We start from the raw sequence: 22,445 nt of genomic DNA, 5'->3' as shown, positions 1-22,445 counted from the left end.
CTCCTTATTTTGTAGTTTCAGATACAACTACTGTAATGTGACTCGTACGTTTGTTAATTGGTGAAGCTGATCCTTTAGCACGAGGACGGAAACGTTTTAAAGTTGGTCCTTCGTTAGCAAAAATATCAGTAATAACTAAGTTTTCACCATCTAAATCAAAATTATTTTCTGCATTAGCTACAGCAGAAAGTAAAACTTTTTCAATGATTGGGCTTCCGGCTCTGGGAGTAAATCTCAAAATACCGATAGCTTCAGCAACACTTTTACCTCTGATAAGATCGATTACCAAGCGAGCTTTACGCGCTGGAATACGAACAGTTTTGGCGGTTGCTTTTGCTGATGTTACTTGTTCAGCCATGTGTATAACCTCCTTTATTTAACTGTAGTTTTCTTATCGTCAGATCCGTGACCACGGAAAGTACGTGTTGGAACAAATTCACCCAACTTATGACCAACCATATCTTCTTGCATAAAAACTGGAACGTGTTTACGTCCATCATATACAGCGATAGTTAGACCAATGAAGTTAGGGAAGATTGTTGAACGACGTGACCATGTTTTGATAACTGTTTTCTTTTCTTGATCAGTTTGTGCTTCGACCTTTTTCATCAAATGTTCATCGACGAATGGTCCTTTTTTTAGACTACGACTCAATGTGAATCCTCCTTCCGGAATATAGCTTAAGCAACAAGTAAATTATTTCTTGTTGCGTCCACGTACGATAAATTTGTCTGATTGGTTTTTCTTTGAACGTGTTTTGTAACCCATCGTCTTTTGACCCCAAGGAGACATAGGTGATGGACGACCAATTGGAGCTTTACCTTCACCACCACCATGAGGATGATCGTTAGGATTCATAACTGATCCACGAACTGTAGGACGTTTACCAGCCCAACGAGCACGACCAGCTTTACCAATTTTGATTAATTCATGTTGTTCGTTACCAACAGCACCGATAGATGCGCGACATGTTGATAAGATCATGCGAACTTCGCCTGATGTCAAACGAACAAGGACGTATTTACCTTCTTTACCAAGTAATTGTGCAGAAGCACCGGCTGAACGAGCAAGTTGTCCACCCTTACCTGGTTTTAATTCGACATTATGAATAATTGTACCAACTGGGATATCTTGAAGAGCTAATGCGTTACCAACCTTGATATCTGCTTCTTTACCAGATTGAACCATCATGCCAACTTCTAATCCTTTAGGAGCAATGATGTATGATTTGATACCATCAGTATATTGTAATAATGCAATATTAGCTGAACGGTTTGGATCATATTCAATTGCTTTAACAGTTGCTGTTACATTGTCTTTAACACGCTTGAAATCGATCAAACGGTATTGACGTTTATGACCACCACCACGGTGACGAACAGTAATGCGACCATAGTTATTACGGCCGGCAGTTCTGCTTTTTGATTCTAGTAATGATTTTTCAGGAGTTGATTTAGTAATTTCTGAGAAATCAGAACCAGTCATATTACGACGACCGTTAGTGGTTGGTTTGAATTTTTTAATTCCCACGTTGTTTTCCTCCTAGTTTACAAAATTTTAGATTATTCTTCGAATAATTGGATTTCTTTTGAGTCGGCAGTTAAAGTAACAATTGCTTTACGGCGTTTTTTAGTATAACCAGCATAGCGACCTTGACGTTTTAACTTACCTTTAACATTCATGATATTTACTTTTACAACTTTAACGCCAAAAATATCTTCAATAGCTTTTTTGACTTCAATTTTAGTTGCACGAGTATCAACGTCGAATGTGTAAACTTTGTTAGCCATTCTATCCATTGCTGCTTCGGTGATGACTGGGCGTAAGATAATATCTCTTGATTCCATTATGAAAGAGCCTCCTCTACTTGAGAAAGAGCTGCTTGAGTCATGACTAATTTATCATTGTTGATAACGTCAAGAACGTTAACACCTTTAGCTTCTACTACTGTAACATTTTGTAAGTTACGAGCTGCTAAAGCAACGAAATCATTGCCAGGTTCAAGAACTATTAATACTTTTTTGTTGATATCTAAGTTACTTAAAACTTCTTTGAAAGTTTTTGTCTTTGGTTGTTCGAAGCTAAGTGCATCGACCATAACCACGCTGTTATCCAATACTTTTTGTGAAAGTACTGATTTAAGAGCTAAACGGCGAACTTTTTTAGGTAATTTGTAACTGTATGAACGAGGAGTAGGGCCAAATACGACACCACCACCACGCCATTGTGGGCTACGGATAGATCCTTGACGAGCACGACCTGTACCTTTTTGGCGCCATGGTTTTCTACCACCACCTGAAACTGCACTTTTGTTTTTAACTGAATGAGTTCCTTGACGTAATGATGCACGTTGCATGATTACGGCGTCAAAAATGACATTGTCGTTAGGTTCGATTCCAAAAATAGCGTCGTTTAATTCAACTTCACCATTTTTAGTACCATCTTGTTTTAATAATGCGACTGTTGGCATTTTGAAATTCCTCCTTCCTGTTATTTAGCGTCTTTTGTGACGTTTTTAATTGTAACTAATGTTTTGTTTGCGCCTGGTACGTTACCTTTAATCAAGATAACATTACTATCAACGTCAACACGAATAATTTCCAAGTTTTGGACAGTTACGCGTTTGCCACCCATGCGACCTGGTAATCTCTTACCTTTGAATACACGGTTAATAACGGCACCCATTGAACCAGGACGACGATGATAACGAGAACCATGAGTCATAGGACCTCGTGATTGTCCCCAACGTTTGATATTTCCTTGGAAACCATGTCCCTTAGACGTACCCGTAACGTTAACGATATCGCCAGCTGAGAATGTATCAACTTTAATTTCGTCACCTACGTTATATTCTCCAAGCTCAACATCGTTAATTTCACGAACGAAGCGCTTAGGAGTAGTATTTGCTTTTGCTGCATGACCTTTAGCAGGTTTGTTTGTTAATACTTCGCGCATGTCTTGGTAACCTAATTGAATTGCTTCGTAACCATCGTTTTCAATTGTTTTCAATTGTAAAACAACGTTTGGCGTAGATTCAATCACTGTAACTGGTACCAATTCACCATTTTCAGTAAAAACTTGTGTCATACCTACTTTTTTTCCTAAGATTCCTTTTGTAGTCATGAGTACACCTCCAATATGTTTGTATTTTTATTTTTGTAACTCTGTTTTATAATTTGATTTCAATATCAACGCCACTAGGTAAGTCAAGTTTCATCAATGAATCAACTGTCTTAGGTGTTGGGTTAACGATATCAATCAAACGTTTATGTGTAAGCATTTCGAATTGTTCACGTGAATCTTTATGCTTATGTGGTGAACGTAAAACTGTGTATAATGTACGTTCTGTTGGCAATGGAATTGGTCCAGAAATTGTTGCCCCTGTTCTTTTTGCAGTTTCAACAATCTTGTCAGCAGATTGGTCTAAAATACGGTGTTCGTAAGCTTTTAAGCGAATACGAATTTTTTGTTTTGCCATTTTGTTCCCTCCTTCGTCTATTTTAAAAATAAGACTAGCTCCGTGTAAGTGACCGACACACCTTGCGTGGCAAAGCTGCCGGGCGTGTCGCAATCTTTCACATCTTAGCTCATTCTATGAAACCCTATCGCAGGGCGTAATACGCCATCTGTTTTTGGGTACTTATCTATACTACTAGAGATAAAGCCTTATGGCAAGTGCTTTCTTATTTTTTTTCAAAGTTTCTCATTATATAATCATAATTAACATTTTTAAAACTTTTTTTATTTTCCAAATGTTATTTTACCACAAAAAAAGAAGCTATCAACAAGTGATAACTTCTTTTATAATTCAGACCAACTAATTAATCAGTAGCTGTTCCGTTTTTCTTCATAATTTCTTCTTGGATTGATTTTGGTACAGCTTCGTAATGATCAAATGTCATTGTGAATGTACCACGTCCTTGTGTAGAAGAACGTAAAGTAGTTGCGTAACCGAACATACCTGAAAGAGGAACCATTGCGTTAACAACTTGTGCATTTCCGCGAGCTTCCATACCTTCAACACGTCCACGACGAGCAGTTACATGTCCCATAACATCACCTAAGTAATCTTCAGGAGCGACAACTTCAACTTTCATCATTGGTTCAAGAATAACAGCACCAGCACTCTTAGCAGCTTTTCTCAATGCCATTGAGGCAGCTACCTTAAATGCTGATTCGTTAGAATCGACATCATGATATGATCCATCATATAACTTAGCTTTAACATCAATAAGTGGGTAGCCTGCAAGAACACCATTTTGCATAGCTTCTCTCAAACCTTGTTCAACTGAAGGAATATATTCACGAGGAACAACCCCACCGACGATAGCGTCTTCGAATGCGAAACCGCCACCCTCTTCATTAGGTGAGAATTCAACTGTAACATCACCATATTGACCTTTACCACCAGATTGACGAACGAATTTACCTTGTGCAGAAACAGTTTTTGTAAATGTTTCACGGTAGGCAACTTGTGGTTCACCAACAGTAGCTTCAACGTTAAATTCACGTCTCATACGATCAACGATGATATCCAAATGCAATTCACCCATCCCAGCGATTAAAGTTTCACCAGTTTCAGGGTTAGTTTCAGCCTTGAATGAAGGATCTTCTTCTGCTAGTTTTTGTAAACCGATATCCATCTTATCTTGATCAGCTTTTGTTTTTGGTTCGATAGATACTTGGATAACTGGTTCAGGGAATTCCATTGATTCAAGGATTAATGGATGTTTTTCATCCGTTAATGAATCACCAGTTGTCGTATTTTTCAAACCAATAGCAGCAGCAATATCACCAGAGAATACTTCAGGAATTTCATTACGGTGATTTGAATGCATTTGAAGGATACGACCAACACGTTCACGCGTGTCTTTAGTAGAGTTCAAGACATAAGAACCAGCTTGTAATGTACCTGAGTAAACACGGAAGAATGTTAAACGACCAACGAAGGGATCCGTTGCAATTTTAAATGCTAAAGCAGCGAAATCTTTGTCATCACCGGCTGTGATTTCAACTTCTTCATCTGTTTTAGGATCTACTGCGTTATAAGGTTTAACATCTAAAGGAGATGGTAAGAAATCATTAACAGCATCCAACATCATTTGAACACCCTTGTTTTTAAATGCTGAACCAGCAAGAACTGGGTACATTTCAAGATTTAATGTTGCTTTACGGATAGCAGCTTTGATTTCATCTTTAGTAATTTCCACACCATCAAGATATTTTTCCATAAGCTTTTCATCAACATCAGCAACGGCTTCAACTAAAGCTTCGCGACGTTTTGTAGCTTCTTCTAAATATTCTTCAGGAACGTCAATACTTTCCCATGTAGCACCTAAATCTTCGTTATCATATAAATCGGCTTTCATTTCGATTAAATCAATAACACCTTCAAAATCATCTTCAGCACCAATTGGCATTTGGATAGGAACAGCATTTACTTGAAGACGATCTTTGATTGTGCCTACTGAGTAATCAAAATTAGCACCCATTTTATCCATCTTATTGATGAAAACGATACGAGGAACTGAATATGTTGTAGCTTGACGCCAAACGTTTTCAGTTTGTGGTTCAACACCAGATTGACCATCTAAAACAACAACGGCTCCATCTAAGACACGAAGTGAACGTTCAACTTCAATAGTGAAATCCACATGTCCTGGAGTATCGATGATATTAATACGATGTTCTTTCCATTCAGCAGTTGTTGCAGCTGATGTGATTGTGATACCACGTTCTTGTTCTTGTTCCATCCAATCCATTTGTGAAGCTCCTTCATGAGTTTCACCAATTTTATGAATTTTACCAGTATAGTATAAAATACGTTCAGTAGTTGTTGTCTTACCAGCATCGATATGAGCAACAATCCCGATATTACGCGTTTTTTCTAGTGGGAATTCGCGTTTATTTGCCATTTTGTAGTATCTCCTTTCGATTCTAAAATAGATTCAAAAAAATGACTACTATATCGATTATCAAAATCATATAATAGCCATTCTTTTATAAAATTACCAGCGGTAATGTGCGAATGCTTTATTAGCGTCAGCCATTTTATGTGTATCTTCACGTTTCTTAACTGATGCACCAGTATTGTTTGCTGCATCCATGATTTCTTTAGCTAAACGTTCTGGCATAGTATGTTCCCCACGTAAACGTGCGTAACTTACTAACCAACGTAAACCTAAAGTTGAACGACGATCAGGGCGAACTTCAATTGGCACTTGGTAGTTAGAACCACCGACACGGCGAGCTTTAACTTCAAGTACAGGCATGATGTTTTTCATAGCTTCATCAAAAACTTCATTAGGTTCGTTTCCTGTTTGTTCTTTAATCATTTCGAATGCATCATACAAGATCTTTGATGCAGTACCACGACGACCATCTAACATTAAACGGTTGATTAAACGTGTTACTAATTTAGAATTGTAAATTGGATCAGGCAATACTTCTCGTTTTGGAGCTGGGCCTTTTCTTGGCATCTAAATAACCTCCTTAGATTCTATTTTTATTAGAATAACTTTATTCTTATTTAGGTCTCTTTGCGCCGTATTTTGAACGACTTTGTTTACGATCAGCAACACCGGCTGTATCAAGAGCACCACGGATAACATGGTAACGTACCCCAGGTAAATCTTTTACACGGCCACCACGAATAAGAACAACACTATGTTCTTGCAAGTTATGTCCAATACCAGGAATGTAAGCTGTAACTTCAAGTAAGTTAGATAAACGCACACGCGCATATTTACGTAAAGCAGAGTTAGGCTTTTTAGGTGTCATTGTTCCGACACGAGTAGCAACCCCACGTTTTTGTGGTGCAGGATTATCTGTTTGAACTTTTTTGTAACTGTTATACCCGAAGTTTAATGCGGGTGCACCAGATTTTGAACCTTTAGAATTACGACCTTTACGAACTAATTGATTAATTGTTGGCATCTAAAGTTTCCTCCTTCCTTATTATAGGTTAATTGTTTTTTAAGTCCACACATCCAGGTGGTTCATTTTTTAATAATAAAAAATAACGTCCTAGACGTCTGTCTTATAATGCGCTGCTGTTATACAGAATCTCAACTATGTAGATGAATTAACTGTTCACAAAAAGCACCTTACACAGAATATCACGGTATTTAATATACGTCAATGGTATTTACACTAAAAAGCGTATTTTTTAATAGGAGGATTTAAATTATGTTAATTAGTTATTTATTTTTACTAGGTGCTTGCCTAGGTTCATTCATCACCTGCATTGCCACACGCTGTGCATTGAATCAGAATCAATTCAACAAAAGATCAATCTGCGACTATTGTGGTACAAAAATACCTTGGTTTGATCTAATTCCTATCTACGCTTATCTTAGATTACACGGACACTGTCGATTCTGCAAGGGAGAATTCCCAGCCTATTCATTTATTTTTGAATGTAGTTTGGCCGCCATGTTGCCCTTATCTTTCACTCAACTATCTCTTTTTGAATTTCTATTACTTATAACGTTCTTATTTTATTTAACTTTTCTATCAGCTATGGATTTCACTAACCGACTGATTTCTGGTCGCTTAACTATCGGTGGTGGAATACTATTCATCCTGTGGCATTATCTGTTATTTGGGTTTCCAGACTCACTAATAGCAATTAGCTTATTCAGTCTGTTTCTATTTGTCTTATGTTTTCAACAAAAGCTCGGCCTTGGCGATTTTATTTTACTGATTATCATTCAACTAACATTTGGTGTTCATTTTTGTTTGATTGCCACTCTTTTTGCTTGTATCAGCTCACTTATCTACTTTTTTACTGTAAAACAGAGTCGATATCAATTTTTCCCATTTGTCCCACATATAACGTTTGGCGTTTATATTACTATTGCGTTATCTTTCTTCATATAAATAAAAAAGCTAAGCAAATTTGCTTAGCTTTTACTTTAATCTTCGATTGCGTCATTCAAATGACCATAATTGAATAGAATATTTAAGATAACAGCCGACAGACTACCGACAACAAGTCCATTACCAAAAATGGTCTGGATTGTTAAGGGTAATGCTTGGAGTAATGCTGGTTGTACTGTTACACCAAGTCCTAAGCTGACCGAAATACCGATAATTAATAAATTACTATTACTACCTTCAACTTCGCGCAACATTTTAATACCTTGTGCACCAACCATACCGAACATAACTAACATAGCACCACCTAAAACGGCTGCTGGAATGACAGTTGCTGCTGCACCAATTTTAGGAAGTAACCCTAAAGCAATTAAAAAGAACGCTGAAAAATAAACAGGTTTCTTCGTTTTAATTCCTGATAGTTGCACAATTCCAACATTTTGTGAAAATGTCGAGTATGGGAACGTATTAAAGATACCACCTAAAACAGCTGCGATACCTTCAGCACGGTACCCTTTTTTTAAATCATCTTTTCTGATTGGACGACCAACGATATCTCCCAGCGCAAAAAATACACCAGTTGATTCAATCATAGTTGTTAACGCTGCTAATATCATAGTCACAATTGATGACCATTCAAATTTAGGGGCAGCAAACATAAAAACATGGGGTAATTGAAACCAATTAGCTTGGCTAACTGGGTCTAATGTTACTTTTCCCATAAATGAGGCAACGACCACACCAACTAAAATACCAATTAAGATACCCACTTGTTGAATGAATCCGCGGCCCCAAATGTTCAAGCCTAAAATAACGGCAATGGTTACACCTGCAACTATTAAGTTAGGGATACTACCAAATGATTTGGCTGTCACATCCCCACCGCCCATGTTGGTAAAGGCAACTGGAATTAACGTTAATCCGATTAACGTAATTAATGATCCTGTCACTACTGGTGGGAAGAATTTTCTAATGTTTGCAAAGAATCCCGAAATTAGAAATATAAAAATACCAGCAGCAATAATTGATCCATACATTGTTCCTAATCCAAAATGTTTTCCTACTGCAGTCAATGGTGCAACGTATTCAATCGCGCACCCAAGTACTACAGGTAAACCAATGCCAGTAAAACGTGTGCGTTTCAATTGTAATAATGTTGCAATCCCACACATGAAAATATCCATCGAAACTAAATAAGTAATTTGTTTTGTACTAAACCCAAGTGCAGCCCCAACTAATAATGGTACCAAAATGTCGCCTGAATACATGGCTAATAAATGCTGTAATCCTAATATTGCTGCTCTAAAATTTGATAAATTAGATTCATCCAAACTACTATTTTCTAATTCCGTGCTATTCTTCATTTGATCCTCCACATTATCTTTCACACTAATAAGTCGGATTTTCTATGGATTTCATGCCTAATACATGCTTGCTTTAACTCACATATAGTCCGGAATTTACGGCTCCGGGTAGAAACTAGCATCCATATCATGACATTATATAGGTGATCAGTATTTTTTATTGTATGACAATATTAACACAGTCTATTTACCCATACAATGGTTTGCGGACGTTATTAAAATGTAAGCGTTAATTGTTCGCTAATAAAGCACAAAAAAAAGAACAACTCTTAAATTAATAAGAATTGTTCTTTTTTAGCTATGACGTTAATCGTTCACGCTAGCTTCTTCTTCTTTCATTCGTTTCTCAATATCTGAGATTGAATAAACATTAGCTGAAATTGAACCTGTTTCTTTTGGTTTAATTTGACGGTAATCTGGCATACCAGTACCGGCAGGAATAATCTTACCAATAATAACATTTTCTTTCAGACCAATTAATGGATCATTCTTACCGCGAATAGCAGCATCCGTAAGAACACGAGTTGTTTCTTGGAATGATGCAGCTGATAAGAAACTGTTTGTTTCTAGAGATGCTTTAGTGATACCAAGTAAGACAGGACGTGAAGTAGCTGGAATGCCACCTTTGATCAATGTCTTATAGTTATCTTCTTTAAGATCCATGATATCCATTAAAGTACCTGGTAATACATTTGTGTCACCGGGATCCATAACGCGAACCTTACGTAACATTTGACGAGACATAACCTCCACATGCTTATCAGAGATTTCTACCCCTTGCATACGATATACTTTTTGAACTTCACGAAGAATATAATTCTCCGTAGAAAGAACATCACGAACTTGAATTAATTGTTTAGGATCAATTGAACCAACTGTTAGTGCTTCACCACGATGAATTTTATCACCTTCGGCAACTTTAAGAACAGCAGTATAAGGTAAACTATATGTTCGTGTATCAGTTTCACCTTTAACTGTTACTTCTTTAGTACGTTCAGCAGGATTTTCTTCAATTGCTTCAATCATACCTGTTACTTCTGTAATTTCAGCACGACCTTTAGGATTACGTGCTTCGAAGATTTCTTGAACACGAGGTAACCCTTGTGTAATATCATCTCCAGCAACCCCACCAGTATGGAAAGTACGCATTGTTAATTGAGTTCCGGGTTCACCGATTGATTGAGCAGCAACAGTACCAACTGCTTCACCAACTTCAACCTGATCACCAGTAGCCATATTACGACCATAACAATGTTCACAAACCCCATGCTTAGTGTTACATGTAAATGCTGAGCGGATAGTTACTTGTTCGATTCCAGCAGCGATAATTGCTTGCGCTTTGCTTTCTTCGATCATTTCGTTTGAAGCGACAATAACTTCACCAGTTTCAGGATTTTTAACGGTCTTCATTGCATAACGACCTAAGATACGGTCATACAATGGTTCGATCATTTCATTTCCTTCTTTAATAGCTGATACATCTAAGCCACGATCAGTGAAACAATCTTTCTCACGAATAATAACATCTTGAGCAACATCAACAAGTCGACGAGTCAAGTATCCAGAATCGGCAGTCTTCAAGGCCGTATCAGTCATACCTTTACGAGCCCCATGAGTTGAAATAAACATTTCCAACACTGACAAACCTTCACGGAAGTTAGAAATAATAGGTAATTCCATTGTTTTACCATTAGGAGCTGCCATCAAACCACGCATACCAGCTAATTGAGTAAAGTTAGAAATATTACCACGGGCTCCAGAATCACTCATCATTTGAATAGGATTTTGTGTGCCCAATGCTTCCATTAGTTTTTGTTGAATATCATCTTTTGCTTGTGTCCAGATAGCAATAACACGTTCATAACGTTCATCTTCTGTAATCAAACCTCGACGGAATTGTTTTGCAACTAAAGCAACTTGTTTATGAGCTTCTTCAATAATTGCAGGTTTTTCCTTTAAGTCAGTTACATCAGAAATACCAACTGTAATACCAGCATGTGTTGATTGATCATAACCTAAGTTTTTAAGACGATCTAACATCTTAGACGTTTCAGTTACTTTAAATCGTTTATAAACTTCAGAAATGATATCACTCAAGAATCCTTTTTTGAAAGGTAAAATAATTTCTTGTGCTTTAATAACATCACCAATATTTTGACCAGGTTCAACAAAATATTTGTCGGCTGTTTTATTAATTAAGTTATCATTCTTAGGTTCATTAATGTAGGCAAATTCATTAGGTAAAATTTCATTAAAGATTGCTTTACCAACAGTTGTTATCATAATGCGTTCTTTTTGCCAATCTGTAAATGGTTTACCTTCAGCAGCTAATGTTGCTGTTTGTAATCCAATACGAGTGTGCAAATGAACGTAACCATTACGGTAAGCCATTACAGCTTCGTTAGCATCTTTAAAGATCATACCTTCGCCTTCGCGGCCAGCTTCTTCCATTGTAAGGTAGTAGTTACCTAAAACCATATCTTGAGAAGGTGTTACAACTGGTTTACCATCTTTAGGTGCCAAGATATGATGAGCAGCTAACATAAGCAAACGAGCTTCTGCTTGTGCTTCATCAGATAAAGGTACATGGATAGCCATTTGATCTCCATCAAAATCAGCATTGTAAGCTTCACAAGCTAAGGGATGAAGACGAATTGCTTTACCATCAACTAAAATTGGTTCGAAAGCTTGAATACCAAGACGATGAAGTGTTGGTGCGCGGTTAAGGAGAACTGGATGTTCAACAATAACTTCTTCTAAAACATCCCAGATATCTTCATCGCGACGATCAAGTTTACGTTTAGCATTTTTAATATTTGAAGCCATTTCACGTTTAACAAGTTCTTTCATCATAAATGGTTTGAATAATTCCAAAGCCATTTCACGAGGAATACCACATTGATTCATTTGTAACGTTGGTCCAACAGCAATAACTGAACGGCCTGAATAATCAACACGTTTTCCAAGTAAATTTTGACGGAAACGTCCTTGTTTACCTTTCAACATATGTGAAAGAGATTTCAATGGTCGGTTACCAGGTCCAGTAACTGGACGGCCACGACGACCATTATCAATCAATGCATCAACAGCTTCTTGTAACATACGTTTTTCATTTTGAACAATAATACCAGGAGCGTTCAAATCTAATAAACGTTTTAGTCGGTTATTTCGGTTAATAACCCGTCTGTATAAATCATTCAAATCAGAAGTGGCAAAACGGCCACCTTCTAATTGAACCATTGGACGTAAGTCAGGTGGAATAATAGGAACAGCATCCATAACCATCCATGCAGGTTCATTTTCAGAAAGTAAGAATGCTTCTAAAATGTCCAAACGACGAACAGCACGTGTTCTCTTTTGGCCAGTAGCATCTTTCAATTCTTCTTTTAATTCTTCAGATTCACCAGCAAGATTAACATCACGTAATAAATGACGAATAGCGTCAGCACCCATTCCAGCTTCGAATTCAGTCCCGTATTCTTCACGTTTTTCACGATATTCACGTTCTGTTAATAACTGTTTCTTTTCAAGAGGTGTGTTACCAGGTTCAGTAACAACGTAAGAAGCAAAGTAGATAACTTCTTCCAAAGCACGAGGACTCATGTCTAAGACAAGACCCATACGACTTGGAATTCCTTTAAAGTACCAGATATGTGTAACTGGTGCAGCTAATTCAATATGACCCATACGTTCGCGACGTACTTTAGAACGAGTAACTTCAACACCACAACGATCACAGACGATACCTTTATAGCGAATACGTTTGTATTTACCACAGGCACATTCCCAATCTTTTGTTGGTCCAAAAATACGTTCATCGAATAGTCCGTCTTTTTCAGGTTTTAATGTACGATAATTGATTGTTTCGGGCTTTTTAACTTCACCATATGACCAGCTTCTAATCTTATCAGAAGATGCTAAGCCAATTTGCATGCTATCAAATTTATTGACATCGATCAAAGGACCGACCTCCCTTTAGTTTTATAGTGTGTTGGATTTCTCAAACTAAGCATTAGCTTCATCCACACAAATTTGAGTTCAGTAACTAAGCCAAAATTATTCTTTGTTCATTTCAGCAGCCATTTTTTCGGCTTCTTCTTTAGCTTTTTTCTCTTTTTGTTCATTAGCTAATTTGCTTAACGCATCCACATTAACGATATCATCATCGTCATCATCCATGTCACGTAATTCAATTTCAGTCTTTTTAGCATCAAGTACTTTCATATCTAATCCTAATGACTGTAATTCTTTAACAAGAACACGGAATGATTCAGGAACACCTGGTTTAGGAATTGGTTCGCCTTTGACAATTGCTTCGTATGTTTTCACACGACCCACAACATCATCAGATTTATACGTTAAAATTTCTTGTAACGTGTAAGCAGCACCATAAGCCTCAAGTGCCCAAACTTCCATTTCACCAAAACGTTGTCCACCAAATTGTGCTTTACCACCTAATGGTTGTTGCGTTACTAATGAGTATGGTCCTATTGAACGAGCATGGATTTTATCATCAACCATGTGAGCAAGTTTCATATAGTACATAACACCTACAGAAACACGGTTATCAAATGCATCACCTGTACGTCCATCATATAAGATTGTCTTACCATCATCTGAAATTCCAGCTTCTTTAAAGACATTCCAGATATCTGAATCGCGAGCACCATCAAAAACTGGTGTTGCAACATGGATACCTAATTTACGAGCAGCCATACCTAAATGAAGATCTAAAACTTGTCCAATATTCATACGAGAAGGAACACCCATGGGATTCAAAAGAATATCAACTGGTGTACCATCTGGCATGTAAGGCATATCTTCAGAAGGGACAACGATTGAAACAACCCCTTTGTTACCATGACGTCCAGCCATCTTATCACCCACACGTAACTTACGTTTTTGTGCAATGTAGATACGAACCATCATATTAACACCAGGACTTAATTCATCCCCTGCTTCACGAGTAAAGATTTTAACATCTTGAACAATACCGCCACCACCATGAGGAACTTTCAATGAAGTATCGCGTACTTCACGAGCCTTTTCTCCAAAGATAGCATGTAATAAACGTTCTTCAGCAGATAATTCAGTAACCCCTTTAGGTGTTACTTTACCAACTAAGATATCACCATCATTAACTTCAGCACCAATACGGACGATACCAAATTCATCAAGATCTTTTAATGAATCTTCACCAACATTAGGAATTTCACGAGTAATTTCTTCAGGTCCTAATTTTGTATCACGTGCTTCTGATTCAAATTCTTCAATATGAATTGATGTGTAGACATCATCACGAACAAGACGTTCGTTAATGATAACAGCATCTTCAAAGTTATAACCATTCCAAGTCATAAAGGCAACTAATGGGTTTTGGCCTAAAGCTAATTCCCCATTTTCCATTGAAGGACCATCAGCTAAAATTTCATCAGCATCAACATGATCGTTTACACGAACAATTGGACGTTGATTGTAGTTTTTACCACCATTTGAACGATGGAATTTCATTAATTTGTATTTATCTAAAGCGCCATCTTCACGACGAACACGAATTTCACGTGCATCAACGTATTCAACAGTACCTTCGTTTTTGTTAATTAAAGCGACACCAGAATCATGAGCTGCCTTATATTCAATACCTGTACCAACAAGTGGTGAATGAGGATTGATTAAAGGAACAGCTTGACGTTGCATATTGGCACCCATCAAGGCACGGTTAGAATCATCATTTTCCAAGAAAGGAATACATGCTGTAGCAACAGCCACAACTTGTTTAGGTGAAACATCCATGTAATCGACTTTATCAATACCGATTTCGATATTTTCTGAACGATTACGAGCCATAACGAGTTCATTTACAAATGAATCATCTTCATTTAATGGTGAGTTAGCCTGTGCAATAACATAGTTATCTTCTTCATCAGCAGTCAAGTAATCGATTTTATCAGTTACTTGATGTGATTCCCAGCTCACACGACGATAAGGTGTTTCAATAAAACCATATCGGTTAACACGTGCATAACTTGATAAACTATTAATCAAACCAATGTTAGGTCCTTCAGGCGTTTCAATTGGACACATACGACCGTAATGCGTGTAATGAACATCACGAACTTCATATCCAGCACGATCACGAGTCAAACCACCAGGTCCTAAGGCAGAAAGACGACGTTTATGTGTCAATTCACCAAGTGGATTAGTTTGATCCATGAATTGTGATAATTGAGATGAACCAAAGAATTCTTTAATAGAAGCCACAACAGGACGAATGTTAATCAATTGTTGTGGTGTAACAGTTGTTGTATCTTGAATTGACATACGTTCACGTACAACACGTTCCATACGTGATAAACCAATTCTAAATTGATTTTGTAGTAATTCACCAACTGAACGAATACGACGGTTACCTAAATGATCAATATCATCCACAGAACCAATATTTTCTTTTAAATTAAAGAAATAGTTCATTGAAGCAATAATATCAGCAGGTACAATATGTTTGTATTGTAAGTCAATATTGCCATTACCAATCATTGGCATCTCACGTTCTGGGTCTACTTGAGAATAAACCTTAACGATTTGAAGTACCATAGGTTCAGTAACAACACCATCTTCTGATGGGTGGTATGTGACCGTCTTGAAATCTTGACGATCAAGATATGGTGCTAAAGTTTCCATAACTTGTTTATCAATTACGGTATCTTTTTGTGCAAGTACTTCACCAGTATCTGGATCAGCCAATGTTTCAGCTAATGTTTGGTTCAATAAACGTGTTTTCAAGCTTAATTTTTTATTAATTTTGTAACGACCAACTGGAGCTAAGTCGTAACGTTTTGGATCAAAGAAACGAGCTGTCAATAAACTACGTGAGCTATCAGCTGTTTTAGGTTCGCCGGGACGTAGACGTTCATAAACATCTTTTAAAGATTCTTCAACACGTGAATCATCCGTATTTTTATGAACATCTTTTTCAAGTGTTAGCATTAAGCTATCATTGTTACCCAACATTTCAATAATTTCATCATCAGAACCAAATCCTAAAGCGCGGACCAATTCAGTTAATGGAATTTTACGTGTACGATCAATACGTACATATGAAATATTTTTAGCATCTGATTCATATTCTAACCATGCACCACGGTTAGGAATAACAGTTGTGCCATATGTTTCACGGCCATTTTTATCTAATGAACCATTGTAGTAAACCCCTGGTGAACGAACTAATTGAGAAACAATAACTCGTTCAGCACCATTAATGATAAATGTTCCTTGTTCTGTCATTAATGGGAAATCACCAAAGAAAACATCTTGAGATTTAATTTCGCCAGTTTCATGGTTAGTTAAACGTAATGTAACATGTAATGGAGCCGAATAGTTCGCATCATGTGCGCGTGCTTCATCTACAGTGTATTTAGGTTCTAATAATTGGTAATCAACAAATTCTAATGATAAGTTACCAGCAAAATCGTCAATTGGCATGATGTCTTCAAACATTTCACGAAGACCTTCATCCAAGAACCATTGGTAAGAGTCACTTTGAATTTCGATTAAATTAGGTAAATCTAAAACTTCTTTGATACGTGCGTAACTTCTACGTGTACTGTGTTTACCGTAGTTTACTAAATGTCCAGCCAAATTAGTCACCTCTCAAATTTATTCTGTAAACCTGCCAAAGTCCGATGATTTTATATTACAGTTTGATTACAAATTGCATACTAGACGAAAAAATCGGTTTTTTTGGCAAAAGAAAAAACAAAAACAGTTTATTTATTTTTAAATAATCACCATTTTTGTCTCTCTATAAGGCTTCTTACGGACAATAGATCGTAATCAGCTATAAAAATTCACAGTATTATACATTTAATTATCATATACGCTATTGAATCGGATGTCAACAGTTCGTGCTCATTAAGTCATCGTCACAAATTCTTCAGCACTCGTTGGGTGAATAGCAACTGTATCATCGAAATCTTTTTTAGTTGCGCCCATTTTAATTGCTACTGCAAATCCTTGTAGCATTTCGTCCATGCCTTCTCCAACACCATGTAATCCAACAATTCGTTCATCTTTACCAACCGTAATTAACTTCAGGTTTTCCTTCACCTTACTATCACCTAAACTATAACGCATTGGTGTAAATGATGATCGATAAATTTTTAGATTTTCTTGACCATATTCTAAAGTTGCTTCAGCTTCAGTTAAACCAATCGTTCCAGCAACTGGATGTGAGAATACCACTGTGGGTACCAATTTATAATCTAAATGTTCCGTAGGTTTATTATTAAACACACGCTCCATTAATCTTCGGCTAGCTGCAATTGCAACAGGTGTTAAGTCAAGTTTACCAATAACATCCCCAGTCGCATAAATACCAGCAACTGATGTATTTTGATACTCGTCGACCACAATAGTACCATTATCATTTAATTTAATATTTGTGGCAGAAATATTCATTTTATCGGTAACTGGTCGGCGGCCAACCGCCCAAATAACACAATCTACGACCAATGAGTCATCATTGGTAATAACTTCATATTTACCATCACTTCGCCGTTTCAACTCTGTCACCTTTGAGTTAAAACTAATATCAATTCCATTTTCTATATACGTTTCTGTTACATTTGTTGAAATTAATTCATCAAAATTAGGTAACAACGTGTCGTATTTTGCATACATGTGAACTTTTGACCCTAGTGCATTCAACGTTCCAGCAAGTTCAGTACCAATATAACCGTTTCCGATAACCGCAACTTTAGCAGGTAATTCTTTCAAATCATCAAAGAATTGATTAGATTCAATCCCATACGTTGCGCCAGGAATGTCGGGTATATTGGGTGTTCCACCAGTTGCAATTAGTATGTGCTCTGAGACATATTTTGAGCCATTAACTTCAACTGTTTGATTATCAATAAATTTTGCATAGCCTTTAATGACTTGTACCTGATTTTTATCTAAATTTCTGAAATATGCGCCATGTAATCGTTCAATATATGCAGAACGGTTAGCAACTAATTTTTCAAAATCAAGTTGCGGCTGTTGTTTAGTAAACCCATAATCAGTAGCTAAATCAAAATCTTGTGCTAACGCTGCTGCAGACCACATAATCTTTTTAGGTACACATCCAACGTTGACACAAGTTCCACCAATTTCATTTCCTTCTATTAAAATTACTTTTTTTCCAAAAGAACCAGCTCGATTTGCTGCTGCAATTCCAGCAGAGCCTCCACCAATTACAATAAGATCTATTTTTTCCATAGATAACACTCCTTTTCTAGTGATAAAAAAGGTGCAACTACATGAATAGTTACACCTTTTTAAGTTTACTTCACTGCTACTTTAGTTTTTGATTCTTTAATCGTTACTTTGATAACACCTTTTACAGCACCAATTGTAATATTATCATTATCTTTTATTTGACCAGAAAGAAGAATATCACTTAGACGGTCCTCAACTTCTGTTTGTAATGCACGACGAATGGGTCTAGCACCATATTCTGGATCAAACCCTGCCTTAGCAATCACATCAATTGCTGCAGGTGATATTTTAACCTTAATATCTTGTTCCTTCAACCTATCAATAACTTCTTTAGTCATCAATTTCACAATCTCATGTAATTCAACTTTAGTTAATGAATGGAATATAATTGATTCATCAATTCGGTTTAAAAATTCTGGACGAAAGGCTTTTTTAAGAGCCGCGCGAATTTTTCCAGACATTGCCTTATATTCATCTTTTTCAGATTCTACACCAAATCCAACAAACTTCTCATCACGAACGGCAGTTGCACCTAAGTTAGATGTCATAATGATAATTGTATTTCTAAAATCAATACGACGTCCTTTAGAATCTGTTAAGTATCCATCATCTAACACTTGAAGTAAAATATTAAAAACATCAGGATGCGCTTTTTCAACTTCATCCAAGAGAACAACAGAATATGGTGTCTGACGAACTTTTTCAGTCAATTGTCCACCTTCATCATATCCAACGTAACCTGGTGGCGATCCAATCAAGCGACTTGTACTATATTTTTCCATATATTCCGACATATCCACTCGAATCATTGCTTCTTCAGAGCCAAACATAGCTTCAGCAAGTGCCTTAGCTAATTCAGTTTTACCAACACCCGTTGGCCCAAGGAACATGAATGAACCAATTGGTCTTGCTGGATTTTTCAATCCGCTTCTAGCACGTCGAATAGCCTTTGCAATTGAGCTAACTGCCTCATTTTGACCAATAACACGTTTATGCAAAATGTCTTCAAGATGAATTAAGCGATCACTTTCACTTTTATTCAATTGTTGTACTGGAACACCTGTCCAATCAGAAACAATTCCTGCAATTTCTTCGCTAGTTACCTTTATATCATAATGTTCTGCACTAGACTTAACGGCAGCATTTTTTTCGGCTTCTAAATCTTCAACCTGCTTTTTAACACGCATTTCTTTTGTACGAATACCCGCAGCTAATTCAAAATCTTGCTGACTAACTGCATCATCTTTTTGTTGACGCAATTCGTCAAGTTGATCTTGTTTTTTACTTAATTTTGATTTAGTCCTTGGGCGCTCAATACGAACCTGAGCAGCGGCTTCATCCATTAAATCAATCGCCTTATCAGGTAGGAATCGATCAGTAATATATCGATTACCCATTTCTACTGCTGCTTCAATTGCATCATCGGTAATTTGCACGCGATGATGTGCCTCATATTTAGGTCGGAGTCCCTTTAAAATATCAACAGTCTGTGCTTCTGTTGGTTCTTTGATTGTGATTGTCGCAAAACGTCGTTCCAAAGCAGCATCAGATTCAATGTATTTTTGATACTCATCTAATGTCGTTGCACCAATAACTTGAACTTCACCACGAGCCAATGCAGGTTTTAATATATTAGATGCATCTATTGCACCTTCTGCACCCCCTGCACCAATTAACGTGTGTAATTCATCAATAAATAAAATAACATCTTTAGTCGTGTATACTTCTTTCAATATTTTCTTTAACCGATCTTCAAATTCACCACGATATTTTGTTCCCGCAACTAATGATCCCATATCAAGCATCATTAATCGTTTTCCAATCATGTCTTCAGGAACGTTTCCGTCAACTAATCGTTGAGCAAACCCCTCAGCGATTGCAGTCTTACCAACACCAGGTTCACCAATTAACACTGGATTATTCTTAGTTCGACGACTCAATACTTGAGTTAATCTTTTCACTTCAGAATCTCGACCAATTACAGGGTCAATCTGCTTATCACGAGCCATTTTAGTCAAATCACGTGCTAATTCATCTAATGTAGGTGTTCCCTCTTCTGGAGTTTGTTTACCACGATTCTTTTGTCTCATCTGAACTTCACTGACACCAAGTTGACGGAAAATCATTTTACGTACCTGCTTAACATCAGCACTTAATCCGCCCATAATTCTTGATGATAATATTTCATTATTACTTGTTAGCGCTAGTAAAAGATGCTCTGTACCCACCTTACTTGCATTTAAATTTTTAGCTTCATCGTTAGCAATTGATAAAATCATTTTTGCTTTTGGTGAGTAAGGTAAATAATTATCATTTTTATTTAATCTCAATGATCCATAACCAGTGAATCTTTCGATTTCTTCCATTATATCTTCTGGATCAACATTAAATTGTTTCAATACTTTATCTGCAATACCATTTTGTACTTCAGACAAAGCCAAAAGTAAATGTTCAGTACCAACGGCTTGTTGACGATAGTGTTTAGCAGCTTCCTGTGCTCGAATAAGAACTTCTTTTGCACTCGGCGTAAATAAATTATCCATATTATTACCTCTTTCTACTCTTCATATCGTAAGCGATTAATTAAATTAATCAACATTTTAGCGCGTATCATATTTTCTGATTCTGTATCCATACCAAGAAAAACATCTTTCTTTATTATAGCTAAAACTAAATTTGATTCTTTTTTTGTCAATGTCTTCTCATCATATAAACTTTGAATAATATCGTAACCTTCTTGTTGGGATACGTTTGTACCAATTAAATTTTCTATTGTTTGAATAAATTCTTGATCTACAAAAAGATTTACCTTTTCTATCCTAATATATCCACCGCCACCACGTTTACTCTCTACTACATATCCATTTTGAATAGTAAATCGCGTGTTAATAACATAATTTATTTGCGATGGTACACAATTAAATAATTCAGCAACTTCAGAACGTTTAATGACTATTTCTTTTTCGTCTAAAAGAATTTTCTTAAAATACTTCTCAATCACATCAGAAATATTCTGACCCTGCATATTCATCACCTCAAATAGTTTGACTAATGTTGACTTTCATTATACGAAATATAAATTAAAATTGAAAGTTATTTGTCCTAAACAAAAAAAGGAATTTAAACATAAAGTTTAAATTCCTTTTTCAATTAATCGGGAAAACAGGATTCGAACCTGCGACCCCCTGGTCCCAAACCAGGTGCTCTACCAAGCTGAGCTATTTCCCGAACACAAAAAAATGCACCCAGTAGGAGTCGAACCTACAACCTTCTGATTCGTAGTCAGACACTCTATCCAGTTGCGCTATGGGTGCATTAAAAATATAAAATTAAAACAATAAATGGTGCCGAGGACCGGAATCGAACCGGTACGGTGATCACTCACCGCAGGATTTTAAGTCCTGTGCGTCTGCCAGTTCCGCCACCCCGGCATTTATTGAAAAGCGGAAGACGGGATTCGAACCCGCGACCCCCACCTTGGCAAGGTGATGCTCTACCACTGAGCTACTTCCGCAAAAAAATTAAAAAATGGTGCCGACTAGACGATTCGAACGCCCGACCCCCTGATTACAAATCAGGTGCTCTACCAACTGAGCTAAGTCGGCATAACTGAAAATGATGCGGGTGAAGGGACTTGAACCCCCACGTCTTACGACGCTAGATCCTAAATCTAGTGCGTCTGCCAATTCCGCCACACCCGCAGAATGTGGAATTGAAAATGAGCCGTGACAGGCTCGAACTGTCGACCCTCTGATTAAAAGTCAGATGCTCTACCAACTGAGCTAACGGCTCAAATGGAGGTTACAGGGCTTGAACCTGTGACCCTCTGCTTGTAAGGCAGACGCTCTCCCAACTGAGCTAAACCTCCAAATAATAAAAAAAGCATGGCAACGTCCTACCCTCGCAGGGGGCGACCCCCAACTACTCTTGGCGCTAAGAAGCTTA

Annotated in this window: 17 protein-coding genes, 8 tRNA genes and 1 riboswitch; of the genes, 1 reads left to right on the top strand and 24 read right to left on the bottom strand. The window is 37.1% G+C overall.

The features are described 5' to 3' along the window. Window positions 1–4: 4 nt before the first annotated feature. The 10 genes from rplV to rpsL form a co-directional block, all read right to left on the bottom strand. Complete coding sequence (gene rplV / locus AC1RPR_RS03810) at window positions 5–358, bottom strand: 50S ribosomal protein L22 (RefSeq protein WP_409022022.1); 354 nt, start codon at window positions 356–358, stop codon at window positions 5–7. Between the two features lie 14 nt (window positions 359–372). After that, the gene (gene rpsS, locus AC1RPR_RS03805) at window positions 373–654 is read right to left on the bottom strand and encodes a 30S ribosomal protein S19 (protein WP_057974638.1); all 282 of its coding nucleotides are present in this window, start codon (window positions 652–654) and stop codon (window positions 373–375) included. Between the two features lie 42 nt (window positions 655–696). Then, window positions 697–1,530, bottom strand: a complete 834-nt coding sequence (gene rplB, locus AC1RPR_RS03800) for a 50S ribosomal protein L2 (protein ID WP_409022021.1) — start codon at window positions 1,528–1,530, stop codon at window positions 697–699. Between the two features lie 32 nt (window positions 1,531–1,562). After that, on the bottom strand, window positions 1,563–1,847 hold the full coding sequence (gene rplW / locus AC1RPR_RS03795) for a 50S ribosomal protein L23 (RefSeq protein WP_409022020.1): 285 nt from the start codon (window positions 1,845–1,847) through the stop codon (window positions 1,563–1,565). Continuing rightward, window positions 1,847–2,470, bottom strand: a complete 624-nt coding sequence (rplD, locus tag AC1RPR_RS03790) for a 50S ribosomal protein L4 (protein ID WP_409022019.1) — start codon at window positions 2,468–2,470, stop codon at window positions 1,847–1,849. The genes rplW and rplD overlap by 1 nt, the downstream gene beginning before the upstream one ends. 20 nt (window positions 2,471–2,490) lie before the next feature. Further along, window positions 2,491–3,123, bottom strand: coding sequence for a 50S ribosomal protein L3 (rplC, locus tag AC1RPR_RS03785; protein WP_481761616.1), 633 nt, complete (start codon window positions 3,121–3,123; stop codon window positions 2,491–2,493). Window positions 3,124–3,169: 46 nt separating this feature from the next. Then, the gene (gene rpsJ / locus AC1RPR_RS03780; protein WP_057974643.1) at window positions 3,170–3,478 is read right to left on the bottom strand and encodes a 30S ribosomal protein S10; all 309 of its coding nucleotides are present in this window, start codon (window positions 3,476–3,478) and stop codon (window positions 3,170–3,172) included. Window positions 3,479–3,821: 343 nt separating this feature from the next. Continuing rightward, window positions 3,822–5,915 (bottom strand): elongation factor G, encoded by a 2,094-nt coding sequence (gene fusA, locus AC1RPR_RS03775; protein WP_409022017.1) that lies wholly within the window; start codon window positions 5,913–5,915, stop codon window positions 3,822–3,824. A gap of 93 nt (window positions 5,916–6,008) precedes the next feature. Next, complete coding sequence (rpsG, locus tag AC1RPR_RS03770) at window positions 6,009–6,479, bottom strand: 30S ribosomal protein S7 (RefSeq protein ID WP_057974645.1); 471 nt, start codon at window positions 6,477–6,479, stop codon at window positions 6,009–6,011. A 46-nt stretch (window positions 6,480–6,525) separates the two neighbouring features. Beyond that, on the bottom strand, window positions 6,526–6,936 hold the full coding sequence (gene rpsL / locus AC1RPR_RS03765) for a 30S ribosomal protein S12 (RefSeq protein ID WP_057974646.1): 411 nt from the start codon (window positions 6,934–6,936) through the stop codon (window positions 6,526–6,528). A 252-nt stretch (window positions 6,937–7,188) separates the two neighbouring features. Between rpsL and AC1RPR_RS03760 the strand changes: the two genes are divergently transcribed. Continuing rightward, entirely contained in the window at window positions 7,189–7,881 is a 693-nt protein-coding gene (locus tag AC1RPR_RS03760; protein ID WP_481761617.1) for a prepilin peptidase, read from the top strand. Window positions 7,882–7,916: 35 nt separating this feature from the next. Here the strand turns inward: AC1RPR_RS03760 and AC1RPR_RS03755 are convergent, their stop codons facing one another. The 14 genes from AC1RPR_RS03755 to AC1RPR_RS03690 all read right to left on the bottom strand — a co-directional run bounded on the left by AC1RPR_RS03755 (window position 7,917) and on the right by AC1RPR_RS03690 (window position 22,368). Then, the gene (locus tag AC1RPR_RS03755; RefSeq protein WP_481761618.1) at window positions 7,917–9,242 is read right to left on the bottom strand and encodes a nucleobase:cation symporter-2 family protein; all 1,326 of its coding nucleotides are present in this window, start codon (window positions 9,240–9,242) and stop codon (window positions 7,917–7,919) included. Window positions 9,243–9,307: 65 nt separating this feature from the next. After that, window positions 9,308–9,405: riboswitch (purine riboswitch) on the bottom strand. A 143-nt stretch (window positions 9,406–9,548) separates the two neighbouring features. Then, entirely contained in the window at window positions 9,549–13,202 is a 3,654-nt protein-coding gene (gene rpoC / locus AC1RPR_RS03750) for a DNA-directed RNA polymerase subunit beta' (protein ID WP_481761619.1), read from the bottom strand. A 96-nt stretch (window positions 13,203–13,298) separates the two neighbouring features. After that, on the bottom strand, window positions 13,299–16,889 hold the full coding sequence (gene rpoB, locus AC1RPR_RS03745) for a DNA-directed RNA polymerase subunit beta (RefSeq protein ID WP_481761620.1): 3,591 nt from the start codon (window positions 16,887–16,889) through the stop codon (window positions 13,299–13,301). 264 nt (window positions 16,890–17,153) lie between these two features. Continuing rightward, window positions 17,154–18,500, bottom strand: coding sequence for a glutathione-disulfide reductase (gene gorA / locus AC1RPR_RS03740; protein WP_481761621.1), 1,347 nt, complete (start codon window positions 18,498–18,500; stop codon window positions 17,154–17,156). A gap of 65 nt (window positions 18,501–18,565) precedes the next feature. After that, window positions 18,566–21,043 carry an ATP-dependent Clp protease ATP-binding subunit gene (locus tag AC1RPR_RS03735; RefSeq protein ID WP_481761622.1) on the bottom strand — a complete coding sequence of 826 codons (2,478 nt, stop codon included), beginning with the start codon at window positions 21,041–21,043 and terminating at the stop codon, window positions 18,566–18,568. 14 nt (window positions 21,044–21,057) lie between these two features. Further along, entirely contained in the window at window positions 21,058–21,525 is a 468-nt protein-coding gene (locus tag AC1RPR_RS03730) for a CtsR family transcriptional regulator (protein ID WP_481761623.1), read from the bottom strand. Between the two features lie 129 nt (window positions 21,526–21,654). Then, a tRNA-Pro gene (locus tag AC1RPR_RS03725) sits at window positions 21,655–21,728 on the bottom strand. A gap of 12 nt (window positions 21,729–21,740) precedes the next feature. Continuing rightward, window positions 21,741–21,814: transfer RNA gene (locus AC1RPR_RS03720), tRNA-Arg, on the bottom strand. Between the two features lie 28 nt (window positions 21,815–21,842). Next, window positions 21,843–21,931, bottom strand: a tRNA-Leu gene (locus AC1RPR_RS03715). A gap of 11 nt (window positions 21,932–21,942) precedes the next feature. Next, window positions 21,943–22,014: transfer RNA gene (locus tag AC1RPR_RS03710), tRNA-Gly, on the bottom strand. Window positions 22,015–22,029: 15 nt separating this feature from the next. Then, a tRNA-Thr gene (locus AC1RPR_RS03705) sits at window positions 22,030–22,105 on the bottom strand. Window positions 22,106–22,119: 14 nt separating this feature from the next. After that, a tRNA-Leu gene (locus tag AC1RPR_RS03700) sits at window positions 22,120–22,201 on the bottom strand. An 18-nt stretch (window positions 22,202–22,219) separates the two neighbouring features. Further along, window positions 22,220–22,292, bottom strand: a tRNA-Lys gene (locus AC1RPR_RS03695). 3 nt (window positions 22,293–22,295) lie between these two features. Beyond that, window positions 22,296–22,368 (bottom strand) — tRNA-Val (locus AC1RPR_RS03690). Window positions 22,369–22,445: the final 77 nt, after the last annotated feature.

The organism is Dellaglioa sp. CoH-57-MRSF-22, assembly GCF_056781895.1.
This window is presented reverse-complemented; position numbering and strand designations above follow the sequence as displayed.

Bases quoted from the DNA above. Each gene is read 5' to 3' on its own strand.
- rplV (WP_409022022.1), bottom strand. From the start codon at position 358: ATGGCTGAACAAGTAACATCAGCAAAAGCAACCGCCAAAACTGTTCGT.
- rplW (WP_409022020.1), bottom strand. From the start codon at position 1,847: ATGGAATCAAGAGATATTATCTTACGCCCAGTCATCACCGAAGCAGCA.
- rplD (WP_409022019.1), bottom strand. From the start codon at position 2,470: ATGCCAACAGTCGCATTATTAAAACAAGATGGTACTAAAAATGGTGAA.
- rplC (WP_481761616.1), bottom strand. From the start codon at position 3,123: ATGACTACAAAAGGAATCTTAGGAAAAAAAGTAGGTATGACACAAGTT.
- rpsJ (WP_057974643.1), bottom strand. From the start codon at position 3,478: ATGGCAAAACAAAAAATTCGTATTCGCTTAAAAGCTTACGAACACCGT.
- fusA (WP_409022017.1), bottom strand. From the start codon at position 5,915: ATGGCAAATAAACGCGAATTCCCACTAGAAAAAACGCGTAATATCGGG.
- rpsG (WP_057974645.1), bottom strand. From the start codon at position 6,479: ATGCCAAGAAAAGGCCCAGCTCCAAAACGAGAAGTATTGCCTGATCCA.
- rpsL (WP_057974646.1), bottom strand. From the start codon at position 6,936: ATGCCAACAATTAATCAATTAGTTCGTAAAGGTCGTAATTCTAAAGGT.
- AC1RPR_RS03760 (WP_481761617.1), top strand. From the start codon at position 7,189: ATGTTAATTAGTTATTTATTTTTACTAGGTGCTTGCCTAGGTTCATTC.
- AC1RPR_RS03755 (WP_481761618.1), bottom strand. From the start codon at position 9,242: ATGAAGAATAGCACGGAATTAGAAAATAGTAGTTTGGATGAATCTAAT.
- gorA (WP_481761621.1), bottom strand. From the start codon at position 18,500: ATGGAAAAAATAGATCTTATTGTAATTGGTGGAGGCTCTGCTGGAATT.
- AC1RPR_RS03735 (WP_481761622.1), bottom strand. From the start codon at position 21,043: ATGGATAATTTATTTACGCCGAGTGCAAAAGAAGTTCTTATTCGAGCA.
- AC1RPR_RS03730 (WP_481761623.1), bottom strand. From the start codon at position 21,525: ATGCAGGGTCAGAATATTTCTGATGTGATTGAGAAGTATTTTAAGAAA.